Source organism: Actinomadura sp. 21ATH (assembly GCF_041951345.1).
Taxonomy (GTDB): Bacteria; Actinomycetota; Actinomycetes; order Streptosporangiales; family Streptosporangiaceae; genus Spirillospora.
Genome location: NZ_JBGNUR010000005.1, coordinates 158,109 through 175,879, shown reverse-complemented (window position 1 = coordinate 175,879; position 17,771 = coordinate 158,109). Strand labels below are relative to the sequence as shown.

18 protein-coding genes are annotated in these 17,771 nt (G+C 74.7%); 10 read left to right on the top strand and 8 right to left on the bottom strand.

Going from position 1 to position 17,771, the window contains the following annotated elements:
- Positions 1 to 13: 13 nt before the first annotated feature.
- Positions 14 to 946, top strand: coding sequence for a LysR family transcriptional regulator (locus ACA361_RS17980; protein ID WP_375013149.1), 933 nt, complete (start codon positions 14 to 16; stop codon positions 944 to 946).
- Here the strand turns inward: ACA361_RS17980 and ACA361_RS17975 are convergent.
- The 5 genes from ACA361_RS17975 to ACA361_RS17955 form a co-directional block, all read right to left on the bottom strand.
- Complete coding sequence (locus ACA361_RS17975; protein WP_375013148.1) at positions 943 to 1,689, bottom strand: IclR family transcriptional regulator; 747 nt, start codon at positions 1,687 to 1,689, stop codon at positions 943 to 945. The two genes, ACA361_RS17980 and ACA361_RS17975, sit on opposite strands and share 4 nt — an antisense overlap.
- 24 nt (positions 1,690 to 1,713) lie before the next feature.
- Entirely contained in the window at positions 1,714 to 2,685 is a 972-nt protein-coding gene (locus tag ACA361_RS17970; protein ID WP_375013147.1) for a PDR/VanB family oxidoreductase, read from the bottom strand.
- Positions 2,682 to 2,873, bottom strand: coding sequence for a hypothetical protein (locus ACA361_RS17965; RefSeq protein WP_375013146.1), 192 nt, complete (start codon positions 2,871 to 2,873; stop codon positions 2,682 to 2,684). The genes ACA361_RS17970 and ACA361_RS17965 overlap by 4 nt, the downstream gene beginning before the upstream one ends.
- A 20-nt stretch (positions 2,874 to 2,893) precedes the next feature.
- Positions 2,894 to 3,931, bottom strand: a complete 1,038-nt coding sequence (locus ACA361_RS17960; protein WP_375013145.1) for a Rieske 2Fe-2S domain-containing protein — start codon at positions 3,929 to 3,931, stop codon at positions 2,894 to 2,896.
- A gap of 139 nt (positions 3,932 to 4,070) precedes the next feature.
- Positions 4,071 to 5,432, bottom strand: coding sequence for an MFS transporter (locus ACA361_RS17955; protein ID WP_375013144.1), 1,362 nt, complete (start codon positions 5,430 to 5,432; stop codon positions 4,071 to 4,073).
- 136 nt (positions 5,433 to 5,568) lie between these two features.
- Here ACA361_RS17955 and ACA361_RS17950 point away from each other — a divergent pair, with 136 nt between their 5' ends.
- The 6 genes from ACA361_RS17950 (at position 5,569) to ACA361_RS17925 (ending at position 12,528) form a co-directional block, all read left to right on the top strand.
- Entirely contained in the window at positions 5,569 to 6,312 is a 744-nt protein-coding gene (locus tag ACA361_RS17950) for an IclR family transcriptional regulator (protein WP_375013143.1), read from the top strand.
- A gap of 116 nt (positions 6,313 to 6,428) precedes the next feature.
- The gene (locus ACA361_RS17945) at positions 6,429 to 7,391 is read left to right on the top strand and encodes a PDR/VanB family oxidoreductase (RefSeq protein ID WP_375013142.1); all 963 of its coding nucleotides are present in this window, start codon (positions 6,429 to 6,431) and stop codon (positions 7,389 to 7,391) included.
- A 17-nt stretch (positions 7,392 to 7,408) separates the two neighbouring features.
- Complete coding sequence (locus tag ACA361_RS17940; RefSeq protein ID WP_375013141.1) at positions 7,409 to 8,602, top strand: cytochrome P450; 1,194 nt, start codon at positions 7,409 to 7,411, stop codon at positions 8,600 to 8,602.
- 103 nt (positions 8,603 to 8,705) lie between these two features.
- Positions 8,706 to 10,532: a glycoside hydrolase family 3 protein gene (locus ACA361_RS17935; RefSeq protein ID WP_375013140.1), complete on the top strand. Its 1,827-nt coding sequence runs from the start codon at positions 8,706 to 8,708 to the stop codon at positions 10,530 to 10,532.
- A gap of 225 nt (positions 10,533 to 10,757) precedes the next feature.
- Positions 10,758 to 11,279, top strand: coding sequence for a lytic polysaccharide monooxygenase auxiliary activity family 9 protein (locus ACA361_RS17930; RefSeq protein WP_375013139.1), 522 nt, complete (start codon positions 10,758 to 10,760; stop codon positions 11,277 to 11,279).
- A 73-nt stretch (positions 11,280 to 11,352) separates the two neighbouring features.
- Complete coding sequence (locus ACA361_RS17925) at positions 11,353 to 12,528, top strand: NADH:flavin oxidoreductase (RefSeq protein WP_375013138.1); 1,176 nt, start codon at positions 11,353 to 11,355, stop codon at positions 12,526 to 12,528.
- Here the strand turns inward: ACA361_RS17925 and ACA361_RS17920 are convergent.
- Complete coding sequence (locus tag ACA361_RS17920; protein ID WP_375013137.1) at positions 12,510 to 13,133, bottom strand: TetR/AcrR family transcriptional regulator; 624 nt, start codon at positions 13,131 to 13,133, stop codon at positions 12,510 to 12,512. The two genes, ACA361_RS17925 and ACA361_RS17920, sit on opposite strands and share 19 nt — an antisense overlap.
- An 88-nt stretch (positions 13,134 to 13,221) precedes the next feature.
- On the opposite strand from ACA361_RS17920, the gene ACA361_RS17915 reads away from it, so the two are divergent.
- Entirely contained in the window at positions 13,222 to 14,169 is a 948-nt protein-coding gene (locus ACA361_RS17915) for an ABC transporter ATP-binding protein (RefSeq protein WP_375013136.1), read from the top strand.
- Positions 14,166 to 14,945, top strand: coding sequence for an ABC transporter permease (locus ACA361_RS17910; protein ID WP_375013135.1), 780 nt, complete (start codon positions 14,166 to 14,168; stop codon positions 14,943 to 14,945). Before ACA361_RS17915 ends, ACA361_RS17910 begins: the two co-directional genes overlap by 4 nt.
- An 11-nt stretch (positions 14,946 to 14,956) precedes the next feature.
- Here ACA361_RS17910 and ACA361_RS17905 read toward each other — a convergent pair whose 3' ends face one another.
- Together ACA361_RS17905 and ACA361_RS17900 are read right to left on the bottom strand one after the other, a co-directional pair.
- Complete coding sequence (locus ACA361_RS17905) at positions 14,957 to 15,274, bottom strand: DMT family transporter (protein WP_375013134.1); 318 nt, start codon at positions 15,272 to 15,274, stop codon at positions 14,957 to 14,959.
- A 167-nt stretch (positions 15,275 to 15,441) separates the two neighbouring features.
- The gene (locus ACA361_RS17900; protein ID WP_375013133.1) at positions 15,442 to 16,458 is read right to left on the bottom strand and encodes a S1 family peptidase; all 1,017 of its coding nucleotides are present in this window, start codon (positions 16,456 to 16,458) and stop codon (positions 15,442 to 15,444) included.
- 334 nt (positions 16,459 to 16,792) lie between these two features.
- Between ACA361_RS17900 and ACA361_RS17895 the strand changes: the two genes are divergently transcribed.
- Entirely contained in the window at positions 16,793 to 17,605 is an 813-nt protein-coding gene (locus ACA361_RS17895) for an SAM-dependent methyltransferase (protein ID WP_375013132.1), read from the top strand.
- Positions 17,606 to 17,771: the final 166 nt, after the last annotated feature.

The window sequence follows — 17,771 nt, the reverse complement described above, 5'->3', positions numbered from 1 at the left end:
ATAACCTGAGGTGGTGAATCTGTCCGGCCTCGATCTGAACCTCCTGGTGGCCCTGCGCGCGCTGCTGGAGGAACGCAACGTCACCCGCGCCGGCCTCAGGATCGGCCTCAGCCAGCCCGCCACCAGCGCCGCGCTGGCCCGCCTCCGCCGCCACTTCTCCGACGAGCTGCTGGTCAGGTCCGGCAACGCGTACGAGCTGACGCCCCTCGGCACCGCGCTCCGCGAGCCGGCCGCCCACGCGTACGCCGTGCTGGAGCGGCTCTTCACCAGCCGCGCCGACTTCGACCCGGCCACCGATGAGCGCCATTTCAGTCTGCTGGCCTCGGACTACGCGGTCGCGGTCTTCGGCGCCGGCCTGGCCCGGGTCCTGCACACCGAGGCGCCCGCCGTGCACCTGAGCTTCCAGCACCTCGGGCCGACGCTGGTGGAGGACACCGGCGCGCTGCTCAGCGGGGTCGACGGCGTGCTCACCCCGCACGGCGTGATCAGCGGCTTCCCGACGGTGGAGCTGTTCCGCGACGAGTGGGCGTGCCTGGTGGCCGACGACCACCCGGAGATCGCCGGCCGGATCACCCTGGACGATCTGGCCCGGCTGCCGTGGGCCGTCTACCTGCGCCCGTTCGACGCCCCGATCACCCGCCAGCTCAGCACGATGGGGCTGGAGCCCCGGGTGGAGATCTCGGTGCAGGACTTCCACCTGCTGCCCCACGTCGTGGCGGGAACCCGGCGCGTCGCCCTGATCCAGCGGCGGCTGGCCCGGCTGCTGGACGGCACCCGCACGCGCGTCCTGCCGCTGCCGTTCGACGCGGTGCCGCTGCAGGAGGCCATGTGGTGGCACCCCGTCCACACGCAGGACGCGGCGCACATCTGGCTGCGCGAGACGGCCGCCCGGGTGGCGGCGTCCCTCCCGTCCCTCCCCGACCTCCCGGCCCTGCCCGGCGACTAGGCGCGGGAGATCGCGCGGGCGCTGGTGCGCAGCAGCGGGGCGAGCGCGTGGGGCAGGGCGGTGCCGTGGCGGACGACGAGCGAGACCGCGGCGACGACCTCGCCGCGCGCGTCGGTGATCGGGGCGGCGACGGACAGCGCGTCCATGGTCACCTGCCGGTCGCTGATCGCGTAGCCGCGGGCGCGGGTGCCGGCCAGCGCGGCGCGGACCGCGCTCGGATCCGTCATGGTCAGTTCGGTGTAGCGCTTGATGGGCCGTGCCAGGACCTCCTCCTGGACCTCGGCGGGCGCGTACGCGAGCAGCACGAGCCCGACGCCGGTCGCGGTGAGCGCGAAGCGGCCCCCGACCCGCGTCAGCACCGGCACCGCCCGGCTCCCCGCGATCCGCTCGACGAACACCAGCTCGGTGCCCTCCCGCACGGCCAGCTGCACGTTCTCCCGGGTGACCTGGGACAGATCCTCCAGGTACGGCAGCGCCCGCTCGCGCAGGCCCAGGCCGCGCGGCGCGAGCGAGCCGATCTCCCACAGCCGCAGGCCGATGGTGTACCGGCCCGCCGCGTCGCGCTCCAGGGCGCCCCACGCCACCAGGTCCGCCGCCAGCCGGTGCACGGTCGAGACCGGCAGCCCGGCGTGCCTGGCCAGCTCGCTGAGCGTGAGCGCGCGCCGGTCGGGCGTGAACGCGCCGACGATCCGCAGCGCGCGGGCCACGACCGGCCCGGTCCGGTCGGCGGCGGATGCCGGCATGAGGTCCCCCAGGCGGTCAGAGCGTCACAGGTCGAGGAGCAGCTTCGGGCAGGCGGCGCGGGAGACGCAGACGAACATCGTGTCGTTCGCCGCCCGCTCCTCGGGGGTCAGCAGCGAGTCGCGATGATCCACCGTGCCGTCCAGCACCGCCGTCTCGCACGTGCCGCAGGTCCCCTCCCGGCAGGATGACAGGATCGGGACCCCCGCCTCCTCGGCGACCTCCAGGATCGACCGGTCCGGCGGCACGGTGAGGGTACGGCCGCTGACCGCGAGCTCCACCTCGAACGACTCCGCCCGGGCGGGATCGCCCGCGTCCCTGGGCACGAACCGCTCCACGTGCAGGGTGCCGGCCGGCCGGTCCGCGCAGAGCCGCTCGACCGCGTCCAGCAGCGGGGCCGGGCCGCAGCAGTAGACGAGGGTGCCGGGAGCCGTCCGGCGGAGGAGCCCGGCGAGGTCGAGCGGCCCGTGCCGGTCCTGCGGCCGCAGCTCCACCCGGCCGCCGTGCGCGGCCGCCAGCTCCGCGCCGAAGGCCATGGACGCGGCCGTGCGCCCGCCGTAGGCCAGCCGCCAGTCCGCGCCCGCCGCGTCCGCGGCCCGCAGCATGGGCAGGATCGGCGTGATCCCGATCCCGCCCGCGACGAACAGGTAGCGGGGCGCCGGGAGGAGCGGGAAGTGGTTGCGGGGCCCGCGGGCGAGGACCGTCACACCGGCGGGGAGCCCGTCGTGGACGGCCGCCGAGCCGCCCCGCCCGGCCGGCTCGCGCAGGACGGCGATCCGCCAGGACGTCCGGTCGGCCGGGTCCCCGCACAGCGAGTACTGGCGGACGAGGCCGTCCCCGACGACCAGGTCGATGTGCGCGCCGGGCGCCCACTCCGGCAGCGCGGCCCCGTCCGGGTCCCGCAGGTCGAGCGCCACGACGCCGTCGGCCACCCGCTCGCGGGCGTGGACGACCAGCTTCCGCTCGGTCTCGCCGGTCCCGCCGGTCCCCGCGCTCACCGGCCGGCCTCCCCGTGCCCGGCGGGGTGGGCGAGCAGCCACTCCCAGATCTCGATCGGGCCCTCGGCGACGTGCTCGGCGCCGCAGTGGCAGGTGCCCCGGAGCAGGTCGCTGCCCGGCAGCCACACCACGCGCATCACCGCGCGGCCGTCCAGCATGCGGGCGGGTTCCACGGTGTTCGTCTCCACGGGGCTCGTCTCGGCGGGGCTCATCCCTGGCCGGCCGCCATCCGCGCCAGCATCCGCCGGGCCGCCAGCCCGCCGGTGTCGATGTTGATCGACAGCTCCTGGTAGCCGGCCGGCTCGGCCGCGATCACCCGTTCCAGGACGTCGAGCGCCACCACGTCCTGGAGGACCACGGTGCGGTTGTTCTCGGCGAGGAAATCGGTCACGCCCTGGTCGTCGAGGGCGAAGTCGCGCGCCACGGCCCAGAAGTCGTGGGTGGAGTGCTCGGTCTCCGGCGTGATCGCGTACACGACCTCGACGTGGAACGCGTCCGGGTCGGTGCCGTCGGCGTTCGGCAGCACGCCCGGCGGGGCGATGCGCGAGTGCAGCTTGTACAGGCAGGGCGGGGTGTACTCGATGTCCTGCCAGCGCATGATCCGGCCGGTCAGCCCGGTCGACTTCGCGTAGAACGGCGGGCACTCGGCGTCGTCCATGTGCCGCGACACGTAGACGATCCCGGCCTCCTCGTCCACCTCGGTGGTGATCGGGGTGGCGGCGACCTCCGGCGTCCCGATGTAGCCGCCGTGCAGGTACGTCTCGTGGCTGAGGTCGAGCAGGTTGTCCACCAGCAGCCCGAACCGCGCCTGGAGCGGCTCCATCCCCGACACCGTCGTGTAGTCGGGGGAGTCCAGCCACGGCGCCCGCGGGATCCGGGCCGCGTCGGCCCTGGCGGGGTCGCCGATCCAGATCCAGACGAACGAGTCCTGCTCCACGACGGGATAGGTCTTCAGGCGGGCGGTGCGCGGCACCCGCGCCTGCCCGGGAACGGCCGCGCACACGCCGTCGGCGCCGTACGTGAACCCGTGGTACCCGCACACCACCTGGTCGTCCACCAGGCGGCTCGGGGCCTGCGACAGCGGGAAGCGGCGGTGCACGCAGCGGTCGGCCATGGCGGTGACGGCGCCCGCGGCCGTCCGCCAGAACAGGACCGGCTCGCCGCAGATGGTGCGGCCGAACAGCTCCCGGCCGATCTCGCGCCCGTACGCGGCGACGTACCACTGGTCGCGCGGGATGGTCGACACAGGCGGCTCCTTCGATGGTGGGCGGGACCGGCGCCAGGGGGCCGCCGGTGGCAACGATGGTGACCCCGGTCACGCGCCGCCCGGAACGGCGTTCCCGGATGCCGGAAAGGAATCCGGGACCGCCGCCGGGCCGCGCGGGTCAGGCCGCCGACCCCGCCGGCACCTCCGCCGCCCGCCCCACGGGCACCAGGCGGAAGGCGTTCACGGTCACCGCGCCGGCCACCAGGACGGCCGTGACCAGCAGGAACAGCTGGCCGGGCGTCCAGTCCGCGTCGAGCAGCCGCCCCGCCACCACCGGCGACAGGATGGCGCCGATCCGGCCGATGCCGATGCCCCAGCCGACGCCGGTGGCGCGGACCGCGGGCTCGTACACCGACGGGGTGAGCGCGTACAGGCCGGCGACGCAGCCGTTCACGAACACCCCGATCAGCGCGCCCAGCGCCAGCAGCAGCCCGTACACCGAGGCGGCCGGGACGAACAGCGCGAGCAGCACGGCCGTGGCGGCCAGGTAGCCGACCAGCACGTGCTTGAGGGCGAAGCGGGCGGCGAGCACGCCCAGCAGGGTGGCGCCGAAGATGCCGCCCAGGTTGAGCAGCACGCCGCCGGTGATCCCCTGGTCGGCCGACATCCCGGCCTCGACCAGCAGCTTGGGCGTCCAGCTGGTGACGAAGTAGAACGCGAACATCACCAGGAAGAAGCCCGTCCAGGTGAGCAGGGTGTTGCGGCGCAGCTCCGGCGCCAGGATCCGGCGCAGCGAGGCCGCGGGCCGCGCGCCGCCGCCGTCGCCGGGCAGCGCGGGCCGCGGCAGCGCGTCGATGCGGGGCTGCCGCATCGCCGCCAGCAGCCTGTTCAGCCGGTCGAGAGCGCCGGGGGAGCGCCGGGTGAGCAGGAAGTCCAGCGACTCGGGCAGCCGCCAGAGCACGACCGGGATCAGGAGGGCGGTGGCGACGGCGCCGAAGGCGAAGACCGGGCGCCAGCCGCCGTCGCTCTGCAGCGCCGCCGCGATGACGCCGCCCGCGGTCGCGCCGATGGCGTAGCCCGTGGAGTTGAGGCTGACCGCCAGCCCGCGCCAGCGCCGGTTCGCGTACTCGGCGGCGATCACGTTGCTGCTCGCCAGGATCCCGCCGATGCCGATGCCCGTGAGCACGCGCAGCGCGCCCAGCTGGACGGCGCTCTGGCTGGCCGCGGACAGGCCCATGCCGGTCGCGGCCAGCACCAGGCCGGTGAGGATCACCGCCCGGCGGCCGAGCCGGTCGGCCAGCGGCGCCAGGAAGATCGAGCCCAGCGCCATGCCGGCCAGGCCGGCGCTGAGGAGCAGGCCGAGCTCGGACCCGGACAGCCCCCACTCGTCCGAGACGGCGTCGGAGGTGAACGCCATGACCAGCACGTCGAAGCCGTCCAGCACGTTCAGCAGCACGCACACCGCGATGGCGGTCCACTGGATCGGCGACATCGGCGCGCCGTCCAGGCGGTCGCGCGGATCGGTACCCGGGGAACTCACGTCGAGCTCGCCTCCTCACAGGGGGTGGGATTCGGTCGCCCGAGCATGATCTGGCTCACATCGCGCGGCCATCGGCTTTCCATTCAATGGATGAGGTCGCCGCGGGCCGCGCGGCGGCGCGGTGAGGATGGGGGCCATGGCCAGGTCTTCCAGTGGAGAATCGGTCCTCACCCGGGTGGTGCGGATCCTCGACGCGTTCGGGCCCGACTCGCGGGTGCTGACGGTGGGGGAGATCGGCCGGCGGGCGGCGCTGCCGCCGGCGACCACGGCGCGGCTGGTGAAGGCGATGGTCGGGCACGGGCTGCTGGCCCGCGACGAGCGGCGCCGGGTGCGGATCGGCACCCGCATGTGGGAGCTGGCCGAGCGCGCCTCCCCGATGCAGAGCCTGCGGGAGGCGGCCATGCAGTACATGGGCGACCTGCAGTCGGTCGTCGGGCACTCCGTCCAGCTCGGCGTGCTGGACGGCCGCGAGGCGCTGTTCGTCGAGCGGCTGTCCGCGCCGGACGCGGTCGTCAACGTCACCCGGGTCGGCGGGCGGCTCCCGCTGCACGCCTCGTCCGCCGGGCTGATCCTGCTGACCCACGCGCCGCCCGCGTTCCAGGAGCAGATCATCCGCGGGCCGCTGGAGACGTTCACCCCGCACACCCTGCGGGACGGGCGGGCGCTGCGCACCGAGCTGGCGGAGGTTCGCCGCCGCGGGTTCGCGTTCTGCCCCGGCCACATCCATCCCGACGCCACGGGGCTCGCCGTGCCGGTGCGGCGGAACGGGCAGGTCGTCGCCGCGCTCGGGCTGGTGGTGCCGAACGACGGCGCCGCGTGGGCGCTGAACCGCCCGCTGCAGCTCACCGGCATGGCCCTCAGCCGCGCGCTCTCGGACTGACCGGCGCGCCCGGTGTGACCGGCGCCACCCGGTCCGCTCATTGAATGAGAAGGCCGTGGCCCGGCGGGCGGCGGCCGACCGATCCTCGGAGCACACCCCGAACCCGAGGAGAGAGCATGGCCGAGGCATCCGCCGCAGACCCGCCGGCCGAAGTGCGGGTCACGGGCAAGACGCCGGTCGCGGACGGCGTCGTGGCGCTCACCCTGGCGCGCCCCGACGGCGGCCGGCTGCCGGACTGGACGCCCGGCGCGCACATCGACCTGGTGCTGCCCGGCGGCCTGACCCGCCAGTACTCCCTGTGCGGCGACCGCTGGGACGCCCGCTCCTACCGCGTGGGCGTGCTGCGCGAGCCCGCCGGCCGGGGCGGGTCGGCGTTCGTGCACGACGAGCTGCGGGTCGGTGACCCGGTCGGCATCGGCGGCCCGCGCAACAACTTCCGGCTCGTCCCCGCCGAGCGCTACCTGTTCATCGCCGGCGGCATCGGGATCACCCCGCTGCTGCCGATGATCACGCAGGCGGAGCTGCTGGGGATCGAGTGGCGGCTGCTGTACGGCGGCCGCACCCGCGCGTCGATGGCGTTCCTGGACGAGCTCCGCCCCTACGGCGGGAAGGTCACCGTGGTGCCGCAGGACGAGCACGGCCTGCTGGACCTGGCGGCCTGGCTGCCGGAGCCCGCCGCCGGCGCCAAGGTGTACTGCTGCGGGCCCGGCGCGCTGCTGGACGCGGTGGAGCGGCGCTGCGGGGGCTGGCCCGCCGGGCTGCTCCGCACCGAGCGCTTCGTCGCCGCCGCCCGGCAGGCCGCCGCCACCGACGGCGCCTTCGAGGTGGAGCTGCGCCGCTCGGGCCGGACCCTGACCGTCGGCCGGAGGCAGTCGCTGCTCCAGGCGCTGGGCGAGGCCGGCGTCCACGTGCTGTCGTCCTGCCGCCAGGGCCTGTGCGGCACCTGCGAGACGACCGTCCTGGACGGCGTCCCCGACCACCGCGACTCCCTGCTGGACGACGCCGAGCGCGCCGCCGGCGACTGCATGTTCGTGTGCGTGTCCCGGGCCGCCGGCGACCGCCTCGTCCTGGACCTGTGACCCCGGAGGAACCCGCGATGACCACCGTGACCGTGCCGTCCCTGGACGCCGACCCGTTCGCCGCCGAGGTCCTCCGCGACCCGCTGCCCTTGCAGGCCGCGCTGCGCGACGCCGGGCCCGTCGTCCACCTGAGCCGCTACGGCGTGTACGCCCTGGCCCGCTACGAGCAGGTGCACGCCGCGCTGACCGACTGGCAGTCCTTCCAGTCCGGCGCCGGGGTCGGGCTCGCCAACTTCCGGTACGAGGAGCCGTGGCGCCCGCCGAGCCTGCTGCTGGAGGCCGACCCGCCCCGGCACGACGCGCCCCGCGCCGTGCTGGCGGGGATCCTCGGGCCGCGCGCGCTGCGGCGGCTGCGGGACGCCTGGTTCGCCGACGCCGAGGAGTTGGTCGACCGGGTGCTGGCCCAGCGGTCGTTCGACGCCGTGACCGCGCTCGCCCAGGCGTTCCCGCTGCGCGTGTTCCCCGACGCGGTCGGGCTTCCGAAGGAGGGGCGCGAGAACCTCCTGCCGTACGGCGACCACGCGTTCAACGCCTTCGGGCCGCACAACGACCTGGTCGCCAAGGGCGCGCCCCGCGTCGGTGAGCTGTCGGGCTGGGTGAACGCGCAGTGCGCCCGCGAGCGGCTGTCCCCGGGCGGGTTCGGCGCCCGGATCTGGGAGGCCGCCGACAGGGGCGACATCACCCACGAGCAGGCGCCGCTCGTCGTCCGCTCGCTGCTGACCGCGGGAGTCGACACGACCGTCCACGGCCTGGGCGCCGTGCTGTACGCCTTCGCCACCCACCCGGACCAGTGGGACCGGCTGCGCGCCGACCCGGGCCTGGCCCGCGTCGCGTTCGACGAGGCCGTCCGCTGGGAGTCGCCGGTGCAGACGTTCTTCCGCACCGCCACCGGCGACACCGAGATCGGCGGGACGGTGGTCCCCGACGGCCGGAAGATCCTGATGTTCCTCGGCGCCGCCAACCGGGATCCGCGCCGCTGGGCCGAGCCCGGCGCGTTCGACCTGGGCCGCGACCCGTCAGCCCACGTCGGCTTCGGCATGGGCCTGCACCAGTGCGTCGGGCAGCACGTCGCGCGGCTGGAGGCGGAGGCGGTGCTCACCGCGCTGGCGGCCCGCGTCGAGCGCATCGAGCTCGACGGCCCGCCCGTGCGGCACCTGAACAACACGCTGCGCGCCTGGGAGTCGATGCCCGTGCGGGTCGCCTCGGCCTGACCGTCCTCGTCGACGGTTGCCGTGGACGGGGGCGCGGGGCCGGTCTAGCGTGCGGATCAGGACGCCGAGGTTTGATCGCCTTCGGGGGCGAAAGGGAGCCGTCATGACCCGTTCCCGCGCACGCCGATTCCTGGCCTGGCTCACCGCCGCGACCCTGGTCCTGTCCGGCCTCGCGGTCCCCGGCGCGCAGGCCGGCGGCAAGGATCCGCGGCTGCTCCGGCTGCTGCGGTCGATGACGCTGGAGGAGAAGGCCGCGCAGCTGTTCGTCCTCCAGGTGTACGGCAAGAGCGCGGACACGGCCGACCCCGCGGACGTCGCCGCCAACCGGCGGCTGTACGGGGTCGACAACGCCGCCCAGGTCGTGGCCCGCTACCGCCCCGGCGGGTTCATCTACTACGCCGCCGGCCCGGCGAACGTGACGGACCCGCGGCAGCTCGCCGCGTTCTCCAACGGGATCCAGCGGGCGGCGATGGCGCAGCGCGTCCCGGTGCCGGCGACGATCGCGACCGACCAGGAGGGCGGCATCGTCGCGCGGGTGCCGCCGCCCGCCACGCAGTCGCCCGGCGCCATGGCGCTCGCCGCCGGGCGCCGGCCCGGCGACGCCCGCGCGCTCGCCCGCATCACCGGGCGGGAGCTGCGGGCCATCGGGATCAACCAGAACTACGCGCCCGACGCCGACGTCAACGTGAACCCGGGCAACCCGGTGATCGGCGTGCGGTCGTTCGGCTCCGATCCGGGGCTGGTGTCGGACATGGTCACCGCGCAGGCGGCCGGCTACCGCAGCGCGGGGGTGACCCCGACGGTCAAGCACTTCCCCGGGCACGGCGACACCACGACCGACAGCCACACCGGCGTCCCGCGGATCGGGCACACGCGGGAGGAGTGGGAGCGGCTGGACCTGCCGCCGTTCCGCGCCGCCATCGCCCGCGGCGCCGACAGCATCATGACCGCGCACATCATCGTGCCCGCGCTGGACGCCTCGGAGGACCCGGCGACCCTGTCCCGGCCGATCCTCACCGGCATCCTGCGCGAGCGGCTCGGCTACCGGGGCGTCGTCGTCACCGACGCGCTCGACATGCAGGGCGTGCGGACCAGGTACGGCGACGAGCGCATCCCCGTCCTGGCGCTCAAGGCGGGCGTGGACGTGCTGCTCAAGCCGCCGGCGGACGCGTCCGGCGCGGGCGTGTTCCCGCGGCAGCTCGCGGCGGTGGTGGACGCGGTGAGGAGCGGCGAGCTGACCGAGCGCCGCATCGACGCGTCGGTCTACCGGATCCTGGAGCTGAAGCGGCGGCGCGGGCTGTTCCGCGACCCGTACGCCGACGAGAGCCGGATCGACCGGGTCGTGGGCGCGCCGGCGCATCTCGCGGCGGCCCGGCGCGCCGCCGACCGCACGACGACGCTGGTGAGGAACGACGCCGGGCTGCTGCCGCTGGCGCCGGGGCCGCGGAACGTGCTGGTGACCGGCTGGGGCGCCGCGACGACGGCGGCGCTGGCGGGCGAGTTCGGCGCGCGCGGGGCCACGGCGGCCGTGCGGGAGACCGGGCTGAGCCCGGGGCGGGACCGTATCGACGGGGCGGTCGCGGCGGCGCGGGACGCCGACCTGGTCGTCGCCGTCACCAACCGGGCCTGGGACGTCAAGGAGGAGACCGGCCACAACGGTCCCGGCCAGATGAACCTCGTCAGGGCGCTCGTCGCCACCGGGAAGCCGGTCGTGGTCATCGCCGCCCGCGACCCGTACGACATCGCCTACTTCCCCGAGGCGCGCACGTACCTGGCGACGTTCTCCCACACCGCCGAGGCGCTGCGGTCGGCGGCCAGGGCGCTGTTCGGCGAGATCGAGCCGGCCGGGCGGCTGCCGGTGCCGATCCCGGCCCGCGACCGGCCCGGGACGCTGTACCCGTTCGGGCACGGCCTCGGCTACGGCGGCTGACCGTCGGCCGATATCGCCGACGAACGGGCCGTTCCGCGGGCGGTTGTTGCCGAATTCGCCACCGCGCGAACGCCGGTTCGGTGGACGACCTGGGCTGGTCATAACGGCGTCCAATTGATCATCAAGGAAAGGGCTTGCCGGTCGTGGGGGCGGCGTTTACCGTCGTTTAAAGATAGGAAAGTTTCCTATCAGTAAGAAGGCAGCAGGAAGGCGAGGACCCCCCGCATGAAGAACTCCACACGCCGGCTCGCCGCCGTCGCGGCGGGCGCGGCCGCCGCTCCCCTCGTCGCCGTCGCCCTCCCGGCCGCCGCGGCGAACGCCCACGGCCACGTCACCGCGCCCCCGAGCCGGCAGGCGCAGTGCGCGCAGCGCACCGTCCCCTGCGGCCCGATCCAGTGGGAGCCGCAGAGCGTCGAAGGGCCCAAGGGCCTGCTGAGCTGCAGCGGCGGCAACGCCCGCTTCGCCGAGCTCGACGACGACGGCAAGGGCTGGCACGCCGCCTCCGTCGGCCGCACGGTGGCGTTCACCTGGACGTTCACCGCCCAGCACCGCACCCGCGACTACGAGTACTACGTCAGCGGCCGCAGGGTCGCGCTCATCGACGGCGGCGACCGGCAGCCGCCGCCGACCGTGACCCACACCGTCGACCTCGGCGGCGTCACCGGCCGCCAGAAGGTGCTGGCGGTGTGGAACGTCGCCGACACCGCCAACGCCTTCTACGCCTGTATCGACGTCCAGATCGGCTGACCGCCCGCCCGTCGCGGGCCTACAATGAATCGCGTTTCAATCACTGATTGAAATACGATCCGAGGAGGCCCGCGTGGACGATCGACCGACCACTCCCGAGGTGTTCGAGCCGGCCCGGCTCGGCCCGCTGACGCTGCGGAACCGGACGATCAAGGCCGCCACCTTCGAGGGCATGGCCAAGGGCGCGCTGGCCGGCGACGAGCTGGTCGAGTTCCACCGGCGGCACGCCGCGGGCGGCGTGGGCATGACGACCGTGGCCTACTGCGCCGTCCAGCCCGAGGGCCGCACCGAGCGCGACCAGCTCTGGATGCGGCCCGAGGCGCTGCCGGGGCTGCGCCGGCTGACCGAGGCGGTGCACGCCGAGGGCGCGGCCGTCTCCGCGCAGATCGGGCATGCCGGGCCGGTCGCCAACGGCAGGTCCAACGGGCTGCCGTCGCTGGGCCCGTCCGCCTCGTTCAACCCGCAGAGCCTGCGGATGACGCGCAGGGCGACCCGCGCGGACATCGCGCGCATCACCAGGGCGCACGCCGACGCGGCGCTGCTGGCGATCGAGGCGGGGTTCGACGCGGTCGAGATCCACCTGGGGCACAACTACTTCGCCAGCGCGTTCCTCAGCCCGAAGATCAACAAGCGGGACGACGAGTACGGCGGCTCGCTGGCGAACCGCGCCAAGGTCGCTCTCGGCGCCGTCCGGGCCGTGCGGGACGCGGTCGGCGACCGCATCGCGATCCTGGCCAAGTTCAACATGGACGACGGCGTCCCCGGCGGGTTCTGGCTGGACGAGAGCCTCCAGGTCGCCCAGTGGCTGGAGCGCGACGGCGGGGTGGACGCCCTGGAGCTGACCGCCGGCAGCTCGCTGCTGAACCCGATGTACCTGTTCCGGGGCGAGGCGCCGGTCCGGGAGTTCGCGGCGACGTTCCCGCGGCCGCAGCGGCTGGGCATCCGGCTGGTCGGGGAGCGGTTCATCCGCTCCTACCCGTACGAGGAGGCGTTCCTCCTGGACAGCGCGCGGCAGTTCCGGGCCGAGCTGGACCTGCCGCTGGTGCTGCTCGGCGGGATCACCGAGCGCGCCACGATGGACCGGGCGATGGCCGCGGGGTTCCAGTTCGTCGCCATGGCGCGCGCCCTGCTACGCGAGCCCGACCTGATCAACCGCATCCGGGCCGACGCGCGGACGCGGTCGCTGTGCATCCACTGCAACAAGTGCATGCCGACGATCTTCAGCGGCACTCACTGCGTGCTCGCCTGACCCGCGGCGGGGGCCGCCAGCCCGGCGGCCAGGAAGGCGATGACGGTGCCGGTCTCCGGCAGCGCGGCGGCGGCCTGCGGGGCGCTCGCCAGCGGGCGCCCGTAGATCTCCAGCAGCAGCGCGAAGGCCAGCCGCCAGCGCTCGGCGACCTCCCGTACCGACAGGTCCGGGCGGGAGCGCGCGAGCATGACCTCGAACGGCGCCGGGCCGAACCAGTCCGAGGCGTGCGGCAGCCGCCGGGCGGGCAGCACCGAGCGGGCGAGCAGGTGGCACAGCATCCGCCCCTTGGCGGTCCGCGCCAGCTCCTCGAACGGCTCGACGAGGGCGGTCACCAGCTCGGTGACGTCCAGCGCCGCCCCGGCTGCTTCTGACCGCCGCGCCAGGCCCTCCAGCCGGTCCGCCCACAGCGGCAGGAGCTCCTGTTCGAGCAGCGCGATGACGAGGCCCTCCCGCGAGCCGAAGTGGTAGTGCACCGCGCCCGGGTTCAGGCCGGCCGCGGCGTTGACGGCCCGGACCGACACCTGGTCGGCGCCCTTCTCCATGAAGAGGCGCTCCGCGGCGGCCAGGAGCCGGGCCCGGGTCGATGGGGAGTCGTCGTCGGCCATCCGGCCATTGCACCACAGGTGCTTCAGGCACGGTCCAGTCGGTGATTGCCTCTTGGGGCGGGGCGCGTCGGGCTGAGACGATGCCCGCATGATCTCCGTCGAGGGCCTCGTCAAGCAGTTCGGCCCCGTCCGCGCCGTGGACGGGCTGAGCTTCACCGCGCGGCCCGGGATGGTGACCGGGTTCCTGGGCCCGAACGGGGCCGGGAAGACGACCACGCTGCGGATGCTGCTCGGCCTCGTGACGCCCACCGCGGGCCGCGCCCTGATCGGCGGGCGCCCGTACGCCGCCCTCGACCGGCCGGCCGCCGAGGTCGGCGCCGCGCTGGAGGCGACCGGCTTCCATCCCGGCCGCACCGCGCGCGACCATCTGCGGATCACCTGCGCGGCGGCCGGGCTGCCCGGGCGGCGGGTGGACGAGGTGCTGGAGCTGACCGGGCTCGCCGACGCCGCCGGCCGCCGCGTCGCGGGCTTCTCGCTCGGCATGCGGCAGCGGCTCGCGCTGGCCACGGCCATCCTGGGGGAGCCGCCGGTCCTCGTCCTGGACGAGCCCGCCAACGGCCTGGACCCGGCGGGCGTCCACTGGCTGCGTTCCCTGCTGCGCCACCTGGCGGGCATCGGCTGCACGATCCTGGTCTCCAGCCACGTGCTCCCCGAGGTCGAGCAGACCGCCGACCATGTCGTCATCGTCGCCCGCGGCCGGCTCGTCCGGGACGCGCCGCTGGCCGAGCTGGTCGGCGCCGGCGGCGAACTGCGGGTCCGCACCGCGCAGTCAGCGGAGCTGGCCGTGGCGCTGGAGAACGCCGGCGGTCAGGTCAGGCGCGAGGACGACCTGCTGTGGGTGACCGGGCTGGAGCCGGAGGAGGTCGGCGAGGCGGCGCTGCACGTGCGGGCGGTGCTCGGCGAGCTGGCCCGCGAGCGGTCCGGCCTGGAGAAGATCTTCCTGGAGCTCACCATGGCCGAGCTGAGCGCCCCGGACGGCCCGGGCCCGCCAGAACCCGAACCCGCGGCGGCGGCCGGAGAGGACGGCACCCGATGATCCGGCTGATCCGCGCGGAGCTGCTGAAGATCCGGTCCACCCGGATGTGGCTCGGCATGCTGGCCCTGAGCCTGGGCTTCAGCCTGCTGGGCCTCGCCGTCTACGTGGCGCTGGCCGGGGTCGAGATGAACGGGCAGCCGGGCATCCCGCCGGTGACCGACCCCGCGACCGTCCGCGCGTTCTACGCCAGCGCCGGCGGCGGGGTGCTGTTCATGATGATCCTCGGCATCATGGGGATCACCGGCGAGTACCGGCACCAGACGATCAGCGGGACGTTCCTGGTCACGCCGCGGCGCGGCCGGGTGCTGGCGGCCAAGCTGATCTCGTACTTCCTCTTCGGCGCGGCGTTCGGGCTCGCGACGGTCCTGGTGACGGTCGCGGTGGCGCTGCCCGCGCTGGCGATCAAGGGGGGCTCCACCTCGCTGCTGGACGACGACGTCCCGCTGATCCTGGGCGGCACCGTGCTGGCCATGGCGCTGTACGCGCTGGTCGGCCTGGGGCTGGGCGCGCTGATCCGCAACCAGATCGCGGCGATCATCGTCGCGGTGGGCTGGGTGCAGCTGGTGGAGGGGATCATCACCGTGGCGCTGCCCGAGGTCGGGCAGTGGCTGCCGGCCGGGGCGGTGCGCGCCATCACGCTCAGCACGTCCGCCTTCGGCGGCCCCGGCGAGCTCGCCACCCTGCCTCCCTGGGGCGGCGTGCTCCTGCTCCTGGCCTACGGAACGGCGTTCGCGGCCATCGCCACCGTCACGACCGTCCGCCGCGACATCACCTGACCCGCGCCCGGTCAGCCGGTGATGACGCGCAGCCCGACGACGCCCGCGACGATCAGCAGCAGGCAGAAGAGGCGGGCGGCCGTCACCGGGTCGTGCAGGAAGACCATCCCGTACACGGCGGCGCCGACCGCGCCGATCCCGGTCCACACCGCGTACGCGGTGCCGAGCGGCAGGGAGTGCAGCGCGTGCGCGAGCCCCCACATGCTCAGTGCCAGCGCCACGACGAACAGGACCGTCGGCCAGAGCCGGGTGAACCGGGCGGACGCCTCAAGCGCCGCCGCCCACACCGTCTCCAGCAGCCCGGCCACAATGAGGATCACCCAGACCATGCGCTCCCTCACCCGTCGTGATCGGCAAAGCGTGATCATGCTGCCCCGATCCCGGGCCCGCTAACCCGCCGTTCCCGTGCGGACAGCCTGGTGGAACGCTCGCGGTGCGAAGCCGCGCGCGAGGGATCCCCGGGGCCGGTCGCGGCGCCCGGGGATCCCCGGCCTCGCTAGTAGACGCTCACGCCGTACGCGCTGAGCGCTTCGGTGACCGGCTGGAAGAACGTGGTCCCGCCGGTGGTGCAGTTGCCGCTGCCGCCGGACGTGAGCCCGAGCGCGGCGGTGCCGGCGAACAGCGAGCCGCCGCTGTCGCCGCCCTGCGCGCAGATCGTGGTGCGGATCAGCCCGGACACGGTGCCCTGCGGGTAGCGGACGGTCTGGTTGAGCGCGGTGACCTGCCCGCTGCGCACGCCGGTGGTGCTGCCGCTGCGGCGGGCGGTCTCACCGACGACCGCGTTGCGGGCGCTCGTGATGTCCTGGGTCCCGGAGTAGAGGTAGACGTCCCCCGGCTTGGAGATCGTCGTGTTGGTGTAGCGGACGATGCCGTAGTCGTTGCCCGGGAAGCTGGAGCCCGCCCGGGTGCCGAGCACGGTACTGCCGCTGGAGTTGGCGTACCAGGTGGAGCCGATGTTGGTGCAGTGCCCGGCGGTCAGGAAGAACTGCTGGCCGGCGCTGTTGCGGACGTTGAAGCCCAGGGAGCAGCGGGAGCCTCCGGTGTAGATGGCCTGGCCGCCGGAGATGGTGGTGGTGAGCTTCCCGGCGATGTGCTCCAGCCGCACGGCCGAGCCGTGGGCCGCCGCGGCCGCCCTGGTACGGGCGAGCTTCGCGCCGGTCACGGTGTCGTCGTACGAGAGCACGACCTGGTTGGTGGCGGCGTCCACGGCCCAGGCGGTGCCGGTCGCGGTGACCGTCCGGCCGATGGCGTCGGTGACGCTCTTGAGCACCGCGCCGCTGCGGGCGACGTTCCTCGGTACGGCGCCCGCCTCGCGGACCTCACGGGCCGCGCCCGCGTCCGCGACGGTCACGACCAGCCGGCCGCCGTCCAGGTAGGAGCCGGCGGTGCGGGTTCCGAGCCGCTGCGCCAGTTCGGTGGCCAGCCGGCCCGGGTCGGGCGCGGGAGCGGGGGCCGCCGCGGCCTGCGCGGCGGGGACTGCGGTCAGCATGGCCGCGGCGGTGGCGGCCGCCATGCACACGACAGTGGCGGGACGGATGGGTCTCATCCTCACTGTGCCTCCAGCGAGTCAGGGCCGGTCCGGATGACGGGCCCTGAGTCACGTGCATCGTGAAGAAGGCGCGGTACCCCAGCAAGGGGACAGAATTGACCAATCCCCGGACCACCTTTGGCAAGCCTGCGCCCGTGCCACGTCGGCTTCGAAATGGATCGATCCAGCGCCGCGTCAACCCGAGATCTTGGCCGTATCCGGCCGTGCGGCCGGGTGCGGCCACGGCGCCCGCGGCACGGGACCGTCCCCCCACACTGATGATCGGCGTTGGACTCCCCGGTAGCTGAGGTGGCGGCGAATGAGCATGGGTCCGCAGGGCGGCCTGTCCCAGGAGATCGACATCAGCGTGCCGCACTCGGCGCGGATCTGGAACTACTGGCTGGGCGGCAAGGACAACTACGAGATCGACCGGGCGGTCGGCGCCCGGGTCGCCGAGATCTTCCCGTTCCAGCCGATGGTCGCGCGCATCTCGCGGGACTTCCAGCGGCGGGCCGTGCGGTACCTGGCGGGCGAGGCGGGCATCCGGCAGTTCCTCGACATCGGCAGCGGCCTGCCCACCGTCGAGAACACGCACATGACGGCCCAGGCCGTCGCCCCCGAATGCCGCGTCGTGTACGTCGACAACGACCCGATGGTGCTGGCCCACGCGCGGGCCCTGCTGAGCAGCAGCGCCGAGGGGGAGTGCCACTACCTGGACGCCGACCTCAACGCCCCCGGCCCGATCATCGACCGCGCCCGGGAACTGCTGGACCTCGACCGGCCGATCGCCCTCATGCTGATGGGGATCACCGGCCACATCGACCCCTACGAGCGGGCCCGCGAGATCGTGGGCACCGTCCTGGACGCCCTGCCGTCCGGCAGCTTCCTGGTGCACGCCGACGGCGACGACAGCGACGAGCGGGCGGTGGAGGCGCTGCGGCAGTACGCCCAGACCGGGGCCGTGGCGCACCACCTGCGTTCCATCGAGCAGCTCAAGGGGTTCTTCGACGGGCTGGAGCCGGTCGAGCCCGGCATCGTCCCGCCGCACCGCTGGCGGCCCGACGCCCCCGTCCAGGCCGAGCACGACACCGTGCCGAGCATCGGCGTCGCCGGCGTGGCCCGCAAGCCCTGACCCGCCGAGCCGCGGGGCGCCGCCCGCGGGCGTACGCCGTCCTACTCCCCGGAGCGTAGGGGCGCACGGCCGCGCGCCCGGCCGCCGCGGCCGTCCGGCGGGCGGTTCCGCGGCCGCGCCCCGCCGGTACGCCGCGGGGCGTACCGGGACCGCGGGCGTCCGCGCC